The following is a 17,103-nucleotide window of genomic DNA, read 5'->3' as shown; positions in this document are numbered from 1 at the left end:
CGTAATAATTAGTAGTCCGATTTTTCAAAAAAATAAAAACCGGCTGCTTATGAACAGCCGGCCTATCCAGTAATTGTCACATTCATATTGGATAGTACTTCGATCGACATATCATGAAGTTTATCACTCGTACTGGCGACCAGATTTTTATTCAACATGATCTCCGCCTGAGGAAAGACATTCTGTATCACCATGACATTCGCAAGGATACAGATGTTCGTCTCAGCACCGACAAACTCGATTGGACGGTTGCTCTCAACATCTTCCCTGTACTTTTTAAGAAGGCTCTTCGCCTCGTCCGGCGGAATCCCGTAAAACGTTTTCGTGTATTCATCGCCGTGCGTTTCAAGAAGCTCACGGAATTGCGGATAGATCGCCTCGTCAAAACGGATGCTCTCCTCCGAGCGTTTCCCGTACTCAAACTCGGGATACAGATTTCTCGTATATATAATCGGCTCATCCTCCTCGACCGCCCTTTGAATCCTCGCCTCGATACCGTCTTTCACTTTTTCAGTCCATTTGGCGTATCCCGATCCCCTGTCATCAAAAATATCATTTTGCAAATCTATAGCAACAAGCATTGTCGAACCTCCTATCATTTGATTCAATTTTACTATTTTATGGTGTTGAGGTCATTTAATAGAGCTTGGGGGTGGAATCTGAATGCATGTGTAGTCAAATATCCAGTATAAACGACGATCTCATCAAGGCTCCGATTTGCGCTGTCATTTCGTCCCCTTCAAATCGGTTTCCACATGATATTCCGATTTGCCCTGACATTTTGACCCCTTCAAATCGGTTTAGACATTCCAATCCGATTTGCCCTACTATTTTTCAACATCCAAATCGTTTTCCACATGATATTCCGATTTAGGCTGTCATTTCGAACCCTTCAAATCGGTTTAGACACGATATCCCGATTTGCCCTAACAGTTTTCAATCTCCAAATCGTTTTCACTTTATAATTCCGATTTGCGTTCCACTTTTGATACTTTCAAATCGTTTTAAACCCTGAAAGGCATTAAAAATCCAGTAACCCTTTCTTTTTATTACTTCTAATGCAGTAATCACTAATTTCGTCATTAGAATATCGTTGAATAAGTGTTGGCGTAATATTCCAGGTACCATTTAAAGTCTTCAACTCCCATATAAGCTGAGTCAAAACATCTAAAACTGCCAGTTCACTAACACATCTGATACATTTGAATTTATACCGGTTCACCCGCACCAGCCGGTCGCCGCATTTCACACAGAACACGCCTTTACCCAGTTTGCGGAATTCCACCGTCGTGTCGCCTTGGTATTTCAAGTCGGACAACCGCCGGGATTCCAGGTCAGCGACCAGTCTGCTGTAATCATAATGGTTGCTCACCATCGCCTTCGACAATTTTTTACGCAGATTACTCCTGACGATGATTTCATTGATTGAAGGCAGGTTAAAGATGGTCTGGTTTTCGTTAATAAAAACCAATACATTGAACATCCGCAACTGATGACCGAGGCCGCCAAGCAGCTTGTTCACCATGTTCCGCTGTTTCGTCACCTGCACGAGCGGGTCAGGGAATTCACTGCCATTCTCAAAAAACCACTGGAGATCTCTGTATTCCAGATCGAAACTGTAGTTTTTGATTTCAAAAGTGTATAGAAAATCTTTCGCTAAAACCACATTATCAATCTGCACGTACGGTCGATCCGTCTTCGAACGGGTCAAAAGCCGCCGGTCGATATTTTCAGGATAAAAATTATAATCCTTAAGATGAATGATATTTGTTCCGGCAATAAAGTCCTCGATCACCCCGTCAAAAATCAACTCCCCTTCATGCCCCGCTTCAAGCTTCAACAGTTCTTCCTTTTCATAAGATGACAATTGATATCTGCGGTTCAATATCTCAAGCTGCTGATGACGCCTTGTTTTCTCTCTCAATTCACTGGCCTCCGGTTTTTATTTTCATCATATACCGGCCTTGAATTGTTGTCATATCGCAGCAATTCAATTTCTGCACGAGATTCACCGTCAAAATAGCAAACCTGCTTCAAAACTCTACAATTATCCAATTTCCGGCAGCAAAAATTACAAATCTGTAAATGACTATAAAAAATGCCCGAGACCTATAACGGCCCCGGGCACATAATAAACGTATTCTATTTGAATTCTGCCATCATATCATCGAAAGTCTCTCTCTCAAGTCTCATTTCACGTGAGATGAGCGGCTGATCGTCATATCCTTCAATATGCTCTTCGTAAGAAGGCGCATCCGGATTATGATAGATGATCCCTTTTAGCAGGCCATCATTCTCCATGATTGAGTTCATTGCGCCAGTCGCATTATGAACATCGTAGCCTTCAAGGTCCGCTATCGAAATCAGGTTCTCTTTGAACCAGTCGTAAGTATTTACCTTGTTGTAAGTCACACAGGGACTGAAGACGTTGACGAAGCTGAATCCTTTATGATCAATCGCCTGCTGGATGATGGACGTCAATTCCTTGATGTCCGAACTCACACTTTGAGCAACGAATGTCGCACCGCTCGCAAGTGCAGTTTTAATCGGCTGGATCGGCTGTTCAATCGAACCTTTCGGTGTTGACTTCGTAACGAAACCTTTAGAAGAAGAAGGGCTCGTCTGACCTTTTGTCAGTCCGTAAATCTGGTTGTCCATGACGATGTAAGTAATGTCAATATTACGTTTCAGAGCGTGGACCGTGTGTCCCATACCGATGGCGAACCCGTCGCCGTCGCCGCCTGAAGCGATAACCGTGAGGTCTTTATTCGCCATTTTAACGCCTTGAGCGACCGGCAGACTGCGTCCGTGAGTCGCGTGGAAACCGTATGACTTGATGTAGCCGCTCAGACGGCCGCTGCACCCGATACCTGTAATGACTGCCAGTTCATCCGGCTCAAGCCCGTTGCCTGCACAGGCTTTTTGAATTGCAGCCTGCACACTGAAATCTCCGCAGCCCGGACACCAGTTGGGTTTGATATTATTTCTGAAATCTTTAAAAGTAGCCATTTATAAAACTTCCTTTATTTTTAAAATCGAATTGATATACTTTTCAATCTCATTCGGCTTAAACGGCGTTCCATTATATTTCGTGAATGACTTCATTTTGCTGTGCATAGGATAGTTCATCTTCACGATATTGAATAACTGCGCACTGTAGTTCTGTTCGATGACGAGTACGTCTTTTGCACCTTCCAGGTACGGATACAAAGCTTCCGCCGGGAATGGATGCAGCTGTTTCAGCTGAACATGAGTAATGTCACCGACGATTTCTTCGTCGAAACGGCTGATCGCTTCTGCTGCCACACCGTTGACACTCAGGAAACTGATGACAAGAAGATCGCTGTCTTTATTACCGTTCACTTTGAAAGGTTCATCCATTACAAAGTTGTTCAGCTTGCGCATTCTTTTTTCCATCATGACCTGGCGGTTGTCCGCCGTTTCGCTCGGTGTACCTGTCGGGCTGTGTTCAACACCTGTAACGTGATGTATGCCGCCCTTCAACCCAGGAATCGGACGTGATGAAATGCCGTCTTCACTGTCGCCGTATCTCTCAAAGTATTCGGTATCGTCTTCTTCGCGTTCTATATCTTCAAGTATCGTCTTACCCCGGTTGATTTCAACGCGGGAAAGGTCAAACGGTTCGGATGTCTGTTTACCCAGCGACATCTGCAGGTCTGACAACAGAATGACAGGCGCCTGGTAATATTCTGCTAAGTTGAATGCATCGATTGTTGAATAAAAAGCATCTTCAACATCGGTCGGGGCAAGAACAATTTTAGGGATATCCCCATGCGTACCGTAAATCATCTGATTTAAGTCGGCCTGTTCCTGTTTCGTCGGAAGCCCCGTTGACGGTCCGCCTCTCATCGTGTTGACGATGACCAGCGGTGTTTCCGTCATACCTGACAGACCGATCGATTCCATCATCAATGACAGACCTGGTCCCGCTGATGCTGTGAAACTTCTCGCACCTGCATAGTTTGAACCGATTGCCATCGTCACTGCAGCAATTTCGTCTTCTGTCTGAATGACTGTTCCGCCGAGTTTCGGCAGATGCTTGATCATGTATTCCATAATTTCACTTGCCGGTGTAATTGGATAGGCAGGCATAAAACGTACGCCGGCATTGACTGCACCGAACCCTATGGCATCGTTGCCGATAAGATAAAGCTTCTCCGTACCGTCAGATTCACCAAGGTCGAAATCCCCATTGATCGACAGCTCATTATATTTTTCATCCATCGCTTCAAACCCGAGGCGCAGTGCATTATGGTTGCTCTGGACAATCTCTTCACCTTTTCTGATGAACATCGTGTGAATCATATCTTTGAATGGTTCCATCGGCAGATTCATCAGTCTCGCGCTCGCACCGATCGCCACCATGTTTTTCATCAGTTGGCTGCCCTGCTCTTTGGCAATTTCCGTAAATGGAATCACAACCAATGTCACGTTCAAAGATTCATCCACTGTCGGCTTGAATTTCGCATCCGCTAAAATAATGCCGCCTTCAAAAAGCTCGTGGCTGTTCACATCGATTGTCTGCTGGTCGAATGCCACAAGAATATCTATATTATCATCAACTGAACGCACTTCATCCACTGAAATTCTTATATTGTTGTTTGTATGTCCACCTTTAATACGGCTGGAAAAATGGCGGTAACTGTAAAGGTGATAACCAAGACGATTAAGTGTGGTTGAGAAAATCTCACCTGTGGATTCAATCCCTTCACCCTGCTGTCCGCCGACTTTCCAAGACAACTGTTCTTTCATATAAATGCCTCCTTATTCAATTAAAACTATATCAGATAAACGTCCTTCAAGCATGACGAGACTGCCGTTTCAGCTTAAAATCATACTTGAGTCCGAGCGTATTACTCAGTTATTCTTATCTTTTCAATCTTTTTATAATCCGTATCAATAATAACGCCGGATAATATCCCTTTTCCTTCTTCCGGAACATCATGTCTGACAGGAAGCTGGTTTAAAAACCGTTCGATGACTTCCTCTTTACGTATACCGAGTATGCCATCTTTGAATCCCGTCATTCCGACGTCTGTAATATAGGCAGTTCTGCCAGGGAGTATCTGTTCATCATTCGTCTGTACATGTGTATGGGTGCCGACAACTGCTGTCACTCTGCCATCCAGATAATAACCCATCGCCAGACTCTCGCTTGTCGTTTCACTGTGAAAATCGACAAATGCATAGTCATGCTCATTTTCTTCAAGAACTTTATCCGCCGCTTTAAACGGACAGTCGATGGCCGGCATGAAACTTCTGCCCTGCAGATTGACGATGAGCAGCTTTTTATTGTTGATGTTAATCGTCTTATGGCCGCGGCCGGGTGCCGATTCAGGATAATTTAAAGGTCTGATCATATTGATATCTCTGTCCAAAAGTTCATAAACATCACTTTTGGCAAATGCATGGTTGCCGAGCGTAATAAAGTCCGCCCCATAACCCAGCAGTTCTTTATAGATTTTTTCTGTGATTCCCTTGCCGTGAGCGGCATTCTCGCCGTTCACTATCGCAATCTGGGCACCGTGTTCTTTTTTTAATTTTAATAGATGGTCTCTCACCATTCGTCTGCCGATTTTACCGACAACGTCACCTATGAATAAGATCCGCATGAATTTCATCCTTACTGATTTTTTATGTTGAAGTTTATAGTGAAAAACTTTGGGTATTATAAATTATAAAAATTTATAGGAGTGAGCATTGTGTCACTATCAATCGACCCGAAAGAGTTTGCAAAAAATGTTTTGATCGCTAATCCATCCACTGAATCCACAGCAGAGGAAAAGGCGATGGGAGGTTTGGAACTGTATTTGACAGCATATCGTCTTGCTGAAAAATATGAGAGATTATCGACCTCCCACAATACTCAGGAAACTGCTGAAATCCTCCAGATGCTGAAGGACAATGATTCCAAAATGTAATTATACATGAAATCGCCCTGGACTTATACCGGTTCAGAGCGATTTTAAAGCCAAAACGGGTACTTTTTTAAAAATTTCATTTAATATACATAAACTTCTCAGAAATAAGACATTAAAAAACCCGAACTTTAAAAGTTCGGGAATTTTTTTATTTGGCATATTCCACTGCCCTCATCTCACGGACGACTGTCACTTTAATGTGTCCTGGATACTGCAGTTCATCTTCTACTTGTTTCTTAATGTCTCTCGCCAATCTATGTGCATTCAGGTCATCGATGCTGTCAGGTGCAACCATCACCCTGATTTCACGGCCTGCCTGTATTGCAAACGTTTTCTCAACGCCTGGATAGTTGTCTGCAATTTCTTCCAGCCGCTCTAAACGCTTCACATAGTTTTCCAGTGTTTCACGACGTGCACCCGGTCTTGCAGCACTTAATGCATCTGCTGCCGCCACCAGAATAGATATTACATTATTCGGTTCAACATCACCGTGATGTGAATGAATCGCGTTGATTACAGTTTCAGATTCTTTATAGCGTTTCGCTAATTCTACACCGATTTCAACGTGACTGCCTTCAATTTCATGGTCGATCGCTTTACCGATATCATGTAACAGGCCAGCGCGGCGCGCAACCGCAACGTCTTCACCCAGTTCGCTTGCAAGCATACCTGCGAGGTATCCGACTTCAACCGAATGTTTCAACACATTCTGTCCGTAGCTTAAACGATACTTCATCTTTCCTAGATGCTTGATAAATTCAGGGTGCAAGTTATGAATATCGAGTTCAAAAGCAGCAGCTTCACCTGCATCGCGAATGTCCGATTCCATATTACGTTTTGCTTTATCCACCATTTCTTCAATTCTTCCAGGGTGGATGCGACCATCCTGTACCAGTGATTCCAATGCGTTTTTGGCAATTGCCCGCCGTATTGGATCAAACCCTGATAAAATCACCGCTTCTGGTGTATCGTCAATGATTAAATCTACACCTGTAAGAGTTTCAAGTGTCCGTATATTACGTCCTTCACGACCTATTATACGTCCCTTCATTTCATCATTTGGTAAATTCACAACGGAGACGGTAGACTCGGAAGTGTACTCGGCAGCATATCTTTGTGCTGTCAATGCGAGTAATTCCTTCGCATTTTTGTCTACATCCATTTTCACCTGGTTTTCTTTTTCTTTTACCATAACAGCCATATCATGTGACAGTTCTTTCTCTAATTCAGAGAATAGTTCTTCGCGTGCTTCCACACGTGTTAAACCGGAGATGCGGGATAATTCTGTTTCTTGTTGATTGATTATTTCTTTAATCTTTTCATCCTCGGCATCAACCAATTGCTGTTTTTCTTCAATTTTCGCCTCTTTTGTCTCCAATGCCTCATCTTTCTTGTCCATAGTTTCACTTTTACGGTCAAGAGTCTCTTCACGCTGAAGCAGTCTGGATTCAAATGCCTTCAGATCATTTCGTTGATTGTCAACTTCACGTTCCATGGCATCTTTGAGATTTTGGTTTTCTTCTTTTGCTTCCAACAGCTTTTCTTTCTTAATACTGTTTGCTTCCTTTTCAGCTTCACCGATTATATGTTCAGCTGACGAACGCGCTTCCTGCTGTTGCTTAGTCAAAATTGATTTAACTATAAAATATCCGATTACAACGCCTAGAATTATGCCGAGCAAGATTAAGAGAATGTCTATCAAACCCACAATAAACACCTCCTTAAAAGGCTCAAGCTAATATATATAATATAGTTATTAAAATATTATATATAACAATTCTAAATATAAACATGAATAAAATCAAGCACCAGCTTCATATTTATATGAGCTGGTGCTAATAATTCTTTATTTACTCATCATCGTTTTTAAAAAGTGAATTCTCATCTGCGACTGAATCTTCGGGAACATCTTCATTCGAATCTTTGCCGAAACCGAGTTCATCCCTCAATTTGCCTGAGATTTCTTCAAACAATTCAGGGTTCTGCTCAAGATGCTCTTTAACATTTTCTTTCCCCTGGCCTAAACGCTCGCCGTTATATGAATACCATGCACCGCTCTTTTGAACGATTTCCGCTTCAGAAGCAAGATCGATTACTTCACCGGTTTTGGAAATTCCCTTACCGTACATCATATCCACTTCTGCCACCCGGAACGGTGGCGCCACTTTATTTTTAACAACTTTAAGTTTCGTTCTGTTGCCGACGATTTCCTGCCCCAGCTTCAGCTGTTCTGCACGGCGCACTTCAAGCCTTACAGAGCTGTAGAACTTAAGTGCACGTCCGCCCGGCGTCGTTTCCGGGTTGCCGAACATCACTCCGATTTTTTCACGGATCTGGTTAATGAAAATTGCTGTTGTATTACTTTGGGAAATTGCCGCTGAGAGTTTTCTCAGTGCCTGTGACATCAGACGTGCCTGCAGGCCGACGTGGGTGTCTCCCATTTCACCTTCAATTTCCGCTTTCGGTGTAAGTGCCGCAACCGAGTCGACGACAACGATATCAACAGCACCACTTCTGACAAATGCCTCTGTAATTTCGAGTCCCTGTTCACCGTGGTCCGGCTGTGATAAATACAGGTTTTCAGTGTCGACACCTAAGTTTTTAGCATATACAGGGTCTAAAGCATGCTCTGCGTCTATGAACGCCGCGATGCCGCCCTCTTTTTGCACTTCTGCAATCGCATGCAGTGCGACTGTCGTTTTACCAGAGGATTCAGGACCGTAAATCTCGATGATTCTTCCTTTCGGATAACCACCTACACCCAGTGCTTTGTCCAATGTGATTGAACCGCTAGAAACTGTGGATACGTTTCTCCCGGTATCATCACCAAGTTTCATGACGGATCCTTTACCAAAAGACTTCTCCATATTTTTAATTACAGTATCTAATGCTTTTTGTCTATCGTCCATATTATCCCTCCAAATGTTACTTCGAAAATATTATATCATGTAGAAAATAAAAAAGCGAACATATATTCGCTTTTATTCTGCAGAAATTCAATTTTTGTGTTGTACAAGTCATATTCCCGACTTTTTTATATACCAAAATCCAGTTTCTGTACGGTAAAGCATACAGAACTACTTTTATTCAGGCTTTACCTTGAATACTTCCCGTCCTTTATAGAAATACTCGATACCGGACAGAACAGTAAAGAACACTGCGATATACATCATCAGCATACCTAATGAAAATGGTAAAAACTGTGTGAATATATCTCCGAACAGTAAAAAGATCAGTGCGAGCATCTGGAAGGTCGTCTTCACTTTTCCGAGGTTGGATGCAGCACTGACGAAGCCCTGCTCGATCTGTAGCAGTCTCAGACCCGTGACCGCAAATTCTCTTGCGATGATGACAACAGCAATCCAGGAGGATATAGTATGCCACTCCACGAGAACAATCAAACCTGCTGTGACCAAGAGTTTATCTGCCAGCGGGTCCAGGAATTTACCCATGTTCGTAATCATATTCCATTTACGGGCAAGGTAGCCGTCAAGAAAATCTGTAAATGTTGCTACAACAAAAATAACTGCTGAGATGAACTGTTCCACTCTGATAAGCTCTCCGCCGAGAAATTCCATATTTCCAAAACCGAAATCGGCCAGAGCAAATACCATTAGAACAGGTATCAGAACAACTCTGAAAACTGTGAGCTGATTAGGTATGTTCATACTATCACTCCCTTACAATGTTAAATTCATAATGTACTGTGATTGCATCTGTCGATTCACTGCTCGCCACCGTTTCTCCGCCGACAGTCAGTTCCTGTGCCGGCGCATTACCGATGGTCAGATACAATGCCGAGGCGTTTTCCTCTATATCAAATTCACCTTCTGACAATTCTTCATAGGCATAAGTGTTGCCTGCATCGTCAGACAGGCTGACCCAGGAATTCTCTCCTGAAAGTGTCAGTACAAGGTCACCACTGACAGTCACATCATAGAATAATGTGTTGTTATCCATGCCGACGTAACTGACATCCGCTGAAGCGCCTGATTCAGAGGCCTCGTCTTCTTCAGCACTCTCTTCCTCTTCAGCCGGCTGCTCGTTTTCCTCTTCCTGCTGTTCTTCAGAAGATTCATCTTCCGAACTGTATGATTCAATATCAAATGCGGTTGATTCATAAATAGGTTTGGACTCGAACACATCGGTTTCAGAGCCGACCTGCAGCAAAATCAGCCAAAGTACAAACAAAATACCGATCATTGCGCCAAAGCTGATCAATACTTTCCTTAAATATTTGAAGTCTTCATTTTCCGACTGCTGTCGTTTTTTTGACTGCTCATTCTCTTCAGGAAGGTCTTCTGAGAATCTGAAAAATAATTTATCAGCATCGAGTCCTAAGACTTTAGCGTATTTTTCAATTAAAAAGTATACATGGTTCGGTTCGGGCAATTGAGTGAAATCGTCCGCTTCGATTGTTCTTATTATACTTTTTCTAATGCCTGATTTTTGCTGCATTTCTTTTAAGGTAACGCCGGATTTTTCACGTTTATCTCTTAAATACGCGCCTAGTTTCATAATGCCTCCTAAAACCCACTGAAGAAGTCCATGTCCTCATTTTCGAACCAATGTTTCTTCTTATGTTTTTCATATGTGATTTTCTGATCTTCATGCTCTCTGAGCTCAATGATGTAATCGAAGTCATCCATCGTATACTTCATATCATCATTGAACAGGTCCGGGTGTTCGACAACTTTCACAGCAGGGAAGCTCATTAATTCCCTAATCAGATTCTTATGCTCCCTGTTGGAGGAATTTGCCGTTACCGCACCGTCGATGATAAAAACATTCCCGTCATCATACTCGCCTTTCAAGAGACTTTTACGCTCTGTCTGTTTAATCAGTGTACTCGACAGAAACAGCCATTTTTTCTTTGCTGTGACACTCGCGGCGACAATTGACTCGGTCTTTCCCACCCGGGGCATCCCGCGGATACCGATCAGGCGGTGCTTCTTTTCAAGAAATATCTCACCGAGAAAGTCGACGAGTATACCGATTTCATCACGTGTAAATCTGTATGTCTTCTTATCTTCGTCCCTTTTTATGAATCGGCCGTGTCTGACTGCAAGACGGTCTCTGACCTGCGGTTCTCTGACTTTGATGATATTGATGTCGTCCACATACTGGCTGATATATACAAACCGTCTGAGTTTATCGATATCATCTGTACGCACAATTAATCCGCGGCGTGTTTTTTCCACACCGTTGATCGTATTGATACTGATGCCGAGGTTGCCAAGCAGAGATGATATATCCCCGAGAAGCCCGGCCCTGTTGATGACATTCTCATACTCCAAATACTGCTCCATATTACGTTCTGGGTACTGCTCTAAATCAGTTTCAGGATACATATCTTTTGCGTCACTCATGTGTACCATCCTCCGTTTATATTCAGTATTTCACCATTAATGCTTTTTGAGCTGTCCTTCAGTATAAAGCAGACCGAACTGCTGACTTCTGACGGTTCGACCAGCCTCTGCTGGGGCAGTTCACTGAGCACTGCCTGCAAGTCTTCCGGAGAAAGTTTATGCGTCATACTGCCATTTACGACACCCGGCGCGACCGCGTTTACAGTGATATCTGTCGCTGCAAGTTCTTTTGCAAGAGACTTGACCAGTGTATTCTGTGCACCTTTCATCGTGGCGTAGATGCTTTCAAAACTGGCACCCACAGTCCCCCATACAGAAGTAATTACTATTATTCTACCACTTTTACTTGATTTTAGTTTTGGCAATATCACTTTTATAAAAATAATCAGTGAACGTATTGAAACGTTATATTGTTCATCCATGGATTCCACATTTGTATCCTGCAACATCTCAAACAGGTCGACCCCCGGCGACCAGATCAGTCCGTCGATGATATCGAGGTGGTCTGTAATTTCACGGACGTCCGCTTCGGTAATCGCAGTTGACAGGTCGATAAAGTGATGTTCACTTTTATATTTTGGCAACTGTGTTTTTGACACTGATATAATATTCTCATCTTCCAGGTCATGGTGTATGGCCTGTCCGATATCCCCGGAAGCACCGACGATGAGATATGTTTTATCAGCCATCAGCACTCACTTTTTTATCTTCAGGCTGCAGCACGCATTCGACCAGATATTCCGGATTCAAAGCGTCGAATATATACTTCTTAATATCTTCAACAGTAATCTGTTCGATGATTTCCGGCAGTTGATATAGATCATAGCCGTCCAGATGATATTTTGTATATTGGTTTGCTATATACTCCGGTGAGTTCAAACTCGACAAATAATCTCCGAGCACTTCACGCTTCTGGTTGATCAGCTTGTCTTCTTCGAAAATATCTTTATTTTTAATATCTTCTATAATATCAAGAATCGTCTGTGTAAACTTCTCAGGATCATCGGTCTGTGTGGTCATCAGTATATGGGCGAAGTCTTTTTCTTCATTGTGGGCGAAATTGAATGAATCATCGATGATGCCATCTTCCAGCATCTGATAATAGTAGTCTGACTGTTCGCCGAAGACCATGTCAAGACCGAACATCATCGCAAGGTCACGTGTCAGTCTTTCTTTATCGGAATCAATCTTTTCATTTTTAAAACCGAGCATCACTTTTGTCTCCGCAACATCAAGATAGAGGTTGTGCTTTTGTTTCACTACATCCCGCGTCTCATCAGGCAGAATTCTTTCAACATCCAACGGTTTTATTTCCCCGCGGGCGTTCTGATGATCTTTGACGAAATTCATCGTTTCATCCACATCGAAGTCGCCCACCATGATGAGGACCATATTGGATGGATGATAAAATGTGTCGTGGCATAAATATAAGTGGTCTTTTGTGATTTCACTGATTGACGGCAATGTGCCTGCGATATCAATTTTTACAGGCAGCGCATCGTACATCTGGCCGATTGTATCGAAATACAATCTGTATCCCGGATTGTCCTGATACATCTTGATTTCTTCATTGATGATGCCGATTTCCCGTTCCACACTTTCCTCTGTAAAGTACGGCTTCTCCACCATCTCCATCAGCAATGTGAGGTTTTTATAAAAATCTTCCGTCGTGCTGAACAGATAGGACGTCCTGTCATATGAAGTGAATGCGTTGGCGTTCGCGCCGCCTTTAGCAAACAGATCAAAGACGTCTCCATCTTCCTTTTCAAACATTTTATGCTCGAGAAAATGTGCGATGCCGTCCGGCACCTGATGTTCTTTACCATCCACTTTGAAATGATTGTCGATCGAACCGTATTTTGAAGTATAAGTTACAAACTTTTTATTGTAGCCCGCCTTCTGAATGATAAATACTTCAAGACCGTTATCCAAAGTCTCCTGGTAAACATTTTCGTCTATATCTTTATATTCTATGTGTCTCATTCATTCACTTCCCTGTTAATGTATATACCGTATCCAGATAAATTTGATTGGCAACTTTAACGATCAGCTCATGATCGACTTTATTCAATGATTTTTCCCAGTCACCGTCGGTGCTGTCGTTCAAGTACTGATTGTAGACAAGAGCGATCAGACCTTTCGGCTTATCGACGATTTCGTTTCTGTTCACCTGCATGAGATGCTTCGTCTCTTGCAAAAATTCTTCTGTGAAGTCTCCGTCCTTGATTCTTTGAAGTTCATGCAGCACTGCACTTTTCGCCTTGTCGACCTGGTCGGGAGAAATCCCGGCCAGTACAAACAGAAAGCCATTTTTAATATCCGTCTGGGAGTGGATCTGGTAGGCAAGACTTTCCTTTTCACGGATATTTTTAAATAAATAGCTCGTCGCACTGCCGCCGAACATCTGGTTGGCAACATTCAGCGCCATTCTTTCTTCCGCTGAATCCACATCCACTCTGAAGCCCATATTAAGCTTCGCCTGTTCGACGCTTTCCTGATCCGTCTGCTCTTTCTCCGTCACTTCTTTGAAGCTGTATCCTTCATACGGCAGTCGGATGGTTTCATCACGGGTAATCAGACCTTTCAAACTGTCGTCCGTCACTTCGTCCAAATGGCCTGCAATCAAAATGACCGCTTCATCGCTTTTCATCATTTCCTCATGCTCATCTTTAATATCTTCCAAAGTGATATTTTCGATGTCTTCAAGGATACCGTGGGACAAATATTTATAAGGCTCATCTTCAAACATGATATTTAAAAGATTTTCAAAGCTTTTCTGGGCTTTATTATCCTTAAGGCCTTTCAACCTGTTGATATAGAGACGCTTTTCACGTTCGAAAAACTGAGCGTCTTCCGCGCTGTAATCAAACGGCGTCTTCAATACGCCTCTCAATACTTCAGACATTTTTTCAAGCAGGTTCAAGTCTTCCTTGACGAACATGGAATTGATGAACTCCAGATTGAAAGCGACGAGATGGTCCCGTCCTTTTTTCGTCACGGCTGAAGTGAGATGCGCACCGTAATGATGCGCCAAATACTTCAAAAATTCACTTTCAGTTTCAAATGAACCGGTTTTCTTCACCATCATGCGGCTGAGCAGATACCTTTTTGATACCCGCTCTCTTTCAAGGCCGCTTCTGAACTGTATTTTCAAATTGATCGTCTTGAATTTTTCTGTATGAATAAAGACCGTTGGAATATTATCTATCGTTTTTGATTGCACATTATACATAATTAACTCCTTACTCATCGTTTTCGACTAATACGTTTCTCGGCTTGCTGCCGCTGGCAGGACCGATGACGCCGTTTGCCTCCAGATCGTCCACAAGTCGTGCCGCACGGTTATATCCGATGCGGAACTGTCTCTGCAGAAGCGAAGCGCTCGCGCGCTGCTCTTCGATGACGAACCATTTTGCATCCGGGTATAATTCATCTTCTGATTCTACTTCCTCTTTTTGAGGCTCTTTATTCATAATTGACTTCTCATAGTTCGCCTTCATCTGGCTTGTAATAAATTCAACCACATCCTGAACTTCATTGTCCGACAGGAATGCGCCCTGTACACGGAGCGGCTTCGATCTTCCTGAAGGGAGGAACAGCATATCCCCTCTGCCAAGAAGCTTCTCGGCCCCTTGAGAGTCTATGATTGTTCTTGAGTCAATTTGTGAACTCACGCTGAATGCAATTCTTGAAGGTATGTTCGCCTTGATGATACCCGTGATGACATTGACGGACGGTCTCTGGGTTGCGATGATCAGGTGGATCCCTGCTGCCCTTGCCATCTGAGCAATTCTCGTGATGCTCGCTTCAACATCTTTTGAAGCCACCATCATCAAGTCTGCCAGCTCATCGATGATGACGACGATATAAGGCAGTTTCTGAACTTTTTCCGGATCGTCGCTTTCACGTTCCAAATACTGATTGTATGCTTCAATATTTCTCGTATGAGAATGTGAGAACAGATCGTAGCGCCGTTCCATTTCAGAAACGATTCTGTTCAGTGCGTCACTTGCTTTTTGCGGGTTCGTCACGACCGGTGACAACAGATGCGGAATGCCGTTATAGACATTCAGCTCAACCATCTTAGGGTCGATCATCATCAGTTTGACTTCGTGCGGTTTCGCATTCATCAACAGACTCACAATGATGCCGTTGATACAGACTGACTTACCGCTGCCCGTCGCCCCTGCGACAAGCAGGTGGGGCATCTTGTTCAGTTCAGCAAGAATCGGTGCACCGGATATATCTTTACCGAGCACCACTTCAAGCGGATTATCCGATGATTTCCGCTTCAGCACTTCTCTGACCGTGACCATGCTGACTACAGAGTTCGGCACTTCGATACCGACTGCCGATTTACCTGGGATCGGCGCTTCAATACGGATATCTTTCGCTGCAAGACTTAACGCAATATCATTTTGAAGGTTGATGATTTTGCTCACCTTTACACCGATATCCGGCTGCACTTCAAACTGTGTGACCGCCGGACCGACCCTGATTTTCGACACTTTTGCGTTAACGCCGAAGTTCAGCAGTGTTTCTTCCAGTATTTTACCCAATTTTAATACTTCTTTGTTATCCATCTTCTCTGAAACTTCCACATCATCCAAAATGCTGATGGAAGGCAGTTGATACTGTTTCAACTGTCTAAGTTCATCATCATCGAATTCTTCAACCGTGCTCTCGCCTGATGTTTCAGCCGGTGCAACGGTATTTGTGAAGTCTTCACTCTCATATTCAATCTGCTGCGGTTCATCTTCCGCTTCCGCAATTTCAAGAGAGTTTTCTCTGTCAGGTTCGGACCTTACAGGCTCATCTGCCGGCTTTGTTTCTTCCTGGATATTCTCGTCCCTGTCAATACTGTCCGACAGCTCTTCAAGTGCTTTTTCGTTCGCTTTCTCATCCTCTGCCTCATCTTCACGCTCATAGCTGTACATATCTTCAATGATTGTCTCATCATGCGTAAAGTCGTCCAATTGTTTCGGTTCAGCATAAGCAAGCGCATCGGCCTTCGGATCTTTTTCTGGTTTTTTATTGGCCGCGACGGACTTTTTCTTTTTGGCCGGCTTCTCTGCACCACTGCCTTCAGCTGCCGTTTTCTTCCTGTTGTCGTTAAGTCTGCCGATGCCTTCGGCAATGCTTTTATACAGCCATGCGAAAAGACTCATGATACCCAGAGCAATTGTTCTGATGACTTCAACGAATTTATTTGTATGGGCAGTCAATGAGTCTGCGATGTTCTTATGGGTAATCATTAAAATACTGAAATAAATGAATATCACGCTGAGGAGCAATGTCCCGATCAGCGAGATGCCCGTTGAGGAGAATGCGAACAGCAACTGTCCAAATACACCGCCGCCGAAAAATTCGGGACCGCCCGGCTCACGGATGATTGAAAATATCTCATTAAAAGTGAAGTAGTTTTCTGTTCTCGGCTGGTTGGATAAAAATAAAATGGAATGCAGTAAGAACAGCAGCCCGAACTGAAACAGCAAATAACCGGACATGCGTTTAGTGAATGGTATTTTTTGTTCCCTGATCATATAAATACCCGCTAAAATCGCAATAATATATGTAAAATAACGACTCGTTCCCAAAATATATGCAACACTAGCATCTAAAAAAGCACCAACTACTCCGAGTCGTAAAATTGCAATAATTATTATCACAATGAACGCAAATGTTAACAGTGAATAATAAGTTTTGTTATTTTGTTTTTGTTTTTTTCTATTAGTTGTACTTTTTTTACGCTTTGAAGTCATAAAAACTCCTCTTTCGATTGATAATGAGAC

Annotated in this window: 15 protein-coding genes; 1 reads left to right on the top strand and 14 read right to left on the bottom strand. The window is 43.1% G+C overall.

Features of this window, described 5'->3' with window-relative positions:
• Nucleotides 1-62: 62 nt before the first annotated feature.
• From BO48_RS00775 to BO48_RS00755, 5 genes are all read right to left on the bottom strand, one after another.
• Complete coding sequence (locus BO48_RS00775; protein WP_496365530.1) at nt 63-581, bottom strand: cysteine hydrolase family protein; 519 nt, start codon at nt 579-581, stop codon at nt 63-65.
• Nucleotides 582-1,021: 440 nt separating this feature from the next.
• A complete protein-coding gene (locus BO48_RS00770) occupies nt 1,022-1,924 on the bottom strand; it encodes a nuclease-related domain-containing protein (protein WP_496365529.1) in 903 nt (300 codons plus the stop codon).
• 218 nt (nt 1,925-2,142) lie between these two features.
• Entirely contained in the window at nt 2,143-3,009 is an 867-nt protein-coding gene (locus tag BO48_RS00765; protein WP_496365528.1) for a 2-oxoacid:ferredoxin oxidoreductase subunit beta, read from the bottom strand.
• Nucleotides 3,010-4,773 (bottom strand): 2-oxoacid:acceptor oxidoreductase subunit alpha, encoded by a 1,764-nt coding sequence (locus BO48_RS00760; RefSeq protein ID WP_496365527.1) that lies wholly within the window; start codon nt 4,771-4,773, stop codon nt 3,010-3,012.
• A 101-nt stretch (nt 4,774-4,874) separates the two neighbouring features.
• Nucleotides 4,875-5,633 carry a TIGR00282 family metallophosphoesterase gene (locus tag BO48_RS00755; protein WP_496365526.1) on the bottom strand — a complete coding sequence of 253 codons (759 nt, stop codon included), beginning with the start codon at nt 5,631-5,633 and terminating at the stop codon, nt 4,875-4,877.
• 90 nt (nt 5,634-5,723) lie between these two features.
• Between BO48_RS00755 and BO48_RS00750 the strand changes: the two genes are divergently transcribed.
• Nucleotides 5,724-5,942, top strand: a complete 219-nt coding sequence (locus BO48_RS00750; protein WP_496365525.1) for a hypothetical protein — start codon at nt 5,724-5,726, stop codon at nt 5,940-5,942.
• A gap of 148 nt (nt 5,943-6,090) precedes the next feature.
• Here the strand turns inward: BO48_RS00750 and rny are convergent, their stop codons facing one another.
• From rny to BO48_RS00705, 9 genes are all read right to left on the bottom strand, one after another.
• On the bottom strand, nt 6,091-7,650 hold the full coding sequence (gene rny, locus BO48_RS00745) for a ribonuclease Y (RefSeq protein ID WP_496365524.1): 1,560 nt from the start codon (nt 7,648-7,650) through the stop codon (nt 6,091-6,093).
• 142 nt (nt 7,651-7,792) lie between these two features.
• Nucleotides 7,793-8,851, bottom strand: a complete 1,059-nt coding sequence (gene recA, locus BO48_RS00740) for a recombinase RecA (RefSeq protein ID WP_496365523.1) — start codon at nt 8,849-8,851, stop codon at nt 7,793-7,795.
• 174 nt (nt 8,852-9,025) lie between these two features.
• Nucleotides 9,026-9,610, bottom strand: coding sequence for a CDP-diacylglycerol--glycerol-3-phosphate 3-phosphatidyltransferase (pgsA, locus tag BO48_RS00735; protein WP_496365522.1), 585 nt, complete (start codon nt 9,608-9,610; stop codon nt 9,026-9,028).
• A 4-nt stretch (nt 9,611-9,614) separates the two neighbouring features.
• Complete coding sequence (locus BO48_RS00730; RefSeq protein ID WP_496365521.1) at nt 9,615-10,460, bottom strand: helix-turn-helix domain-containing protein; 846 nt, start codon at nt 10,458-10,460, stop codon at nt 9,615-9,617.
• An 8-nt stretch (nt 10,461-10,468) separates the two neighbouring features.
• Nucleotides 10,469-11,293 (bottom strand): DUF3388 domain-containing protein, encoded by an 825-nt coding sequence (locus BO48_RS00725; protein ID WP_496365820.1) that lies wholly within the window; start codon nt 11,291-11,293, stop codon nt 10,469-10,471.
• Between the two features lie 14 nt (nt 11,294-11,307).
• Entirely contained in the window at nt 11,308-12,000 is a 693-nt protein-coding gene (locus BO48_RS00720; protein ID WP_496365520.1) for an SDR family NAD(P)-dependent oxidoreductase, read from the bottom strand.
• Nucleotides 11,993-13,294: an EF-P 5-aminopentanol modification-associated protein YfmH gene (gene yfmH / locus BO48_RS00715; RefSeq protein ID WP_496365519.1), complete on the bottom strand. Its 1,302-nt coding sequence runs from the start codon at nt 13,292-13,294 to the stop codon at nt 11,993-11,995. Before yfmH ends, BO48_RS00720 begins: the two co-directional genes overlap by 8 nt.
• A gap of 4 nt (nt 13,295-13,298) precedes the next feature.
• Entirely contained in the window at nt 13,299-14,543 is a 1,245-nt protein-coding gene (yfmF, locus tag BO48_RS00710) for an EF-P 5-aminopentanol modification-associated protein YfmF (protein ID WP_496365518.1), read from the bottom strand.
• A gap of 10 nt (nt 14,544-14,553) precedes the next feature.
• The gene (locus BO48_RS00705) at nt 14,554-17,073 is read right to left on the bottom strand and encodes a DNA translocase FtsK (RefSeq protein WP_496365517.1); all 2,520 of its coding nucleotides are present in this window, start codon (nt 17,071-17,073) and stop codon (nt 14,554-14,556) included.
• Nucleotides 17,074-17,103: the final 30 nt, after the last annotated feature.

Source organism: Lacicoccus kunmingensis DSM 17847 (genome assembly GCF_059568765.1).
This window is presented reverse-complemented; position numbering and strand designations above follow the sequence as displayed.

What these genes read in the sequence shown, in the direction of transcription:
- BO48_RS00725 (WP_496365820.1), bottom strand. Translation starts at nt 11,293, where the DNA reads ATGTATCCTGAAACTGATTTAGAGCAGTACCCAGAACGTAATATGGAG.
- BO48_RS00760 (WP_496365527.1), bottom strand. Translation starts at nt 4,773, where the DNA reads ATGAAAGAACAGTTGTCTTGGAAAGTCGGCGGACAGCAGGGTGAAGGG.
- BO48_RS00765 (WP_496365528.1), bottom strand. Translation starts at nt 3,009, where the DNA reads ATGGCTACTTTTAAAGATTTCAGAAATAATATCAAACCCAACTGGTGT.
- pgsA (WP_496365522.1), bottom strand. Translation starts at nt 9,610, where the DNA reads ATGAACATACCTAATCAGCTCACAGTTTTCAGAGTTGTTCTGATACCT.
- yfmF (WP_496365518.1), bottom strand. Translation starts at nt 14,543, where the DNA reads ATGTATAATGTGCAATCAAAAACGATAGATAATATTCCAACGGTCTTT.
- BO48_RS00775 (WP_496365530.1), bottom strand. Translation starts at nt 581, where the DNA reads ATGCTTGTTGCTATAGATTTGCAAAATGATATTTTTGATGACAGGGGA.
- yfmH (WP_496365519.1), bottom strand. Translation starts at nt 13,294, where the DNA reads ATGAGACACATAGAATATAAAGATATAGACGAAAATGTTTACCAGGAG.
- recA (WP_496365523.1), bottom strand. Translation starts at nt 8,851, where the DNA reads ATGGACGATAGACAAAAAGCATTAGATACTGTAATTAAAAATATGGAG.
- BO48_RS00720 (WP_496365520.1), bottom strand. Translation starts at nt 12,000, where the DNA reads ATGGCTGATAAAACATATCTCATCGTCGGTGCTTCCGGGGATATCGGA.
- BO48_RS00705 (WP_496365517.1), bottom strand. Translation starts at nt 17,073, where the DNA reads ATGACTTCAAAGCGTAAAAAAAGTACAACTAATAGAAAAAAACAAAAA.
- BO48_RS00730 (WP_496365521.1), bottom strand. Translation starts at nt 10,460, where the DNA reads ATGAAACTAGGCGCGTATTTAAGAGATAAACGTGAAAAATCCGGCGTT.
- BO48_RS00755 (WP_496365526.1), bottom strand. Translation starts at nt 5,633, where the DNA reads ATGCGGATCTTATTCATAGGTGACGTTGTCGGTAAAATCGGCAGACGA.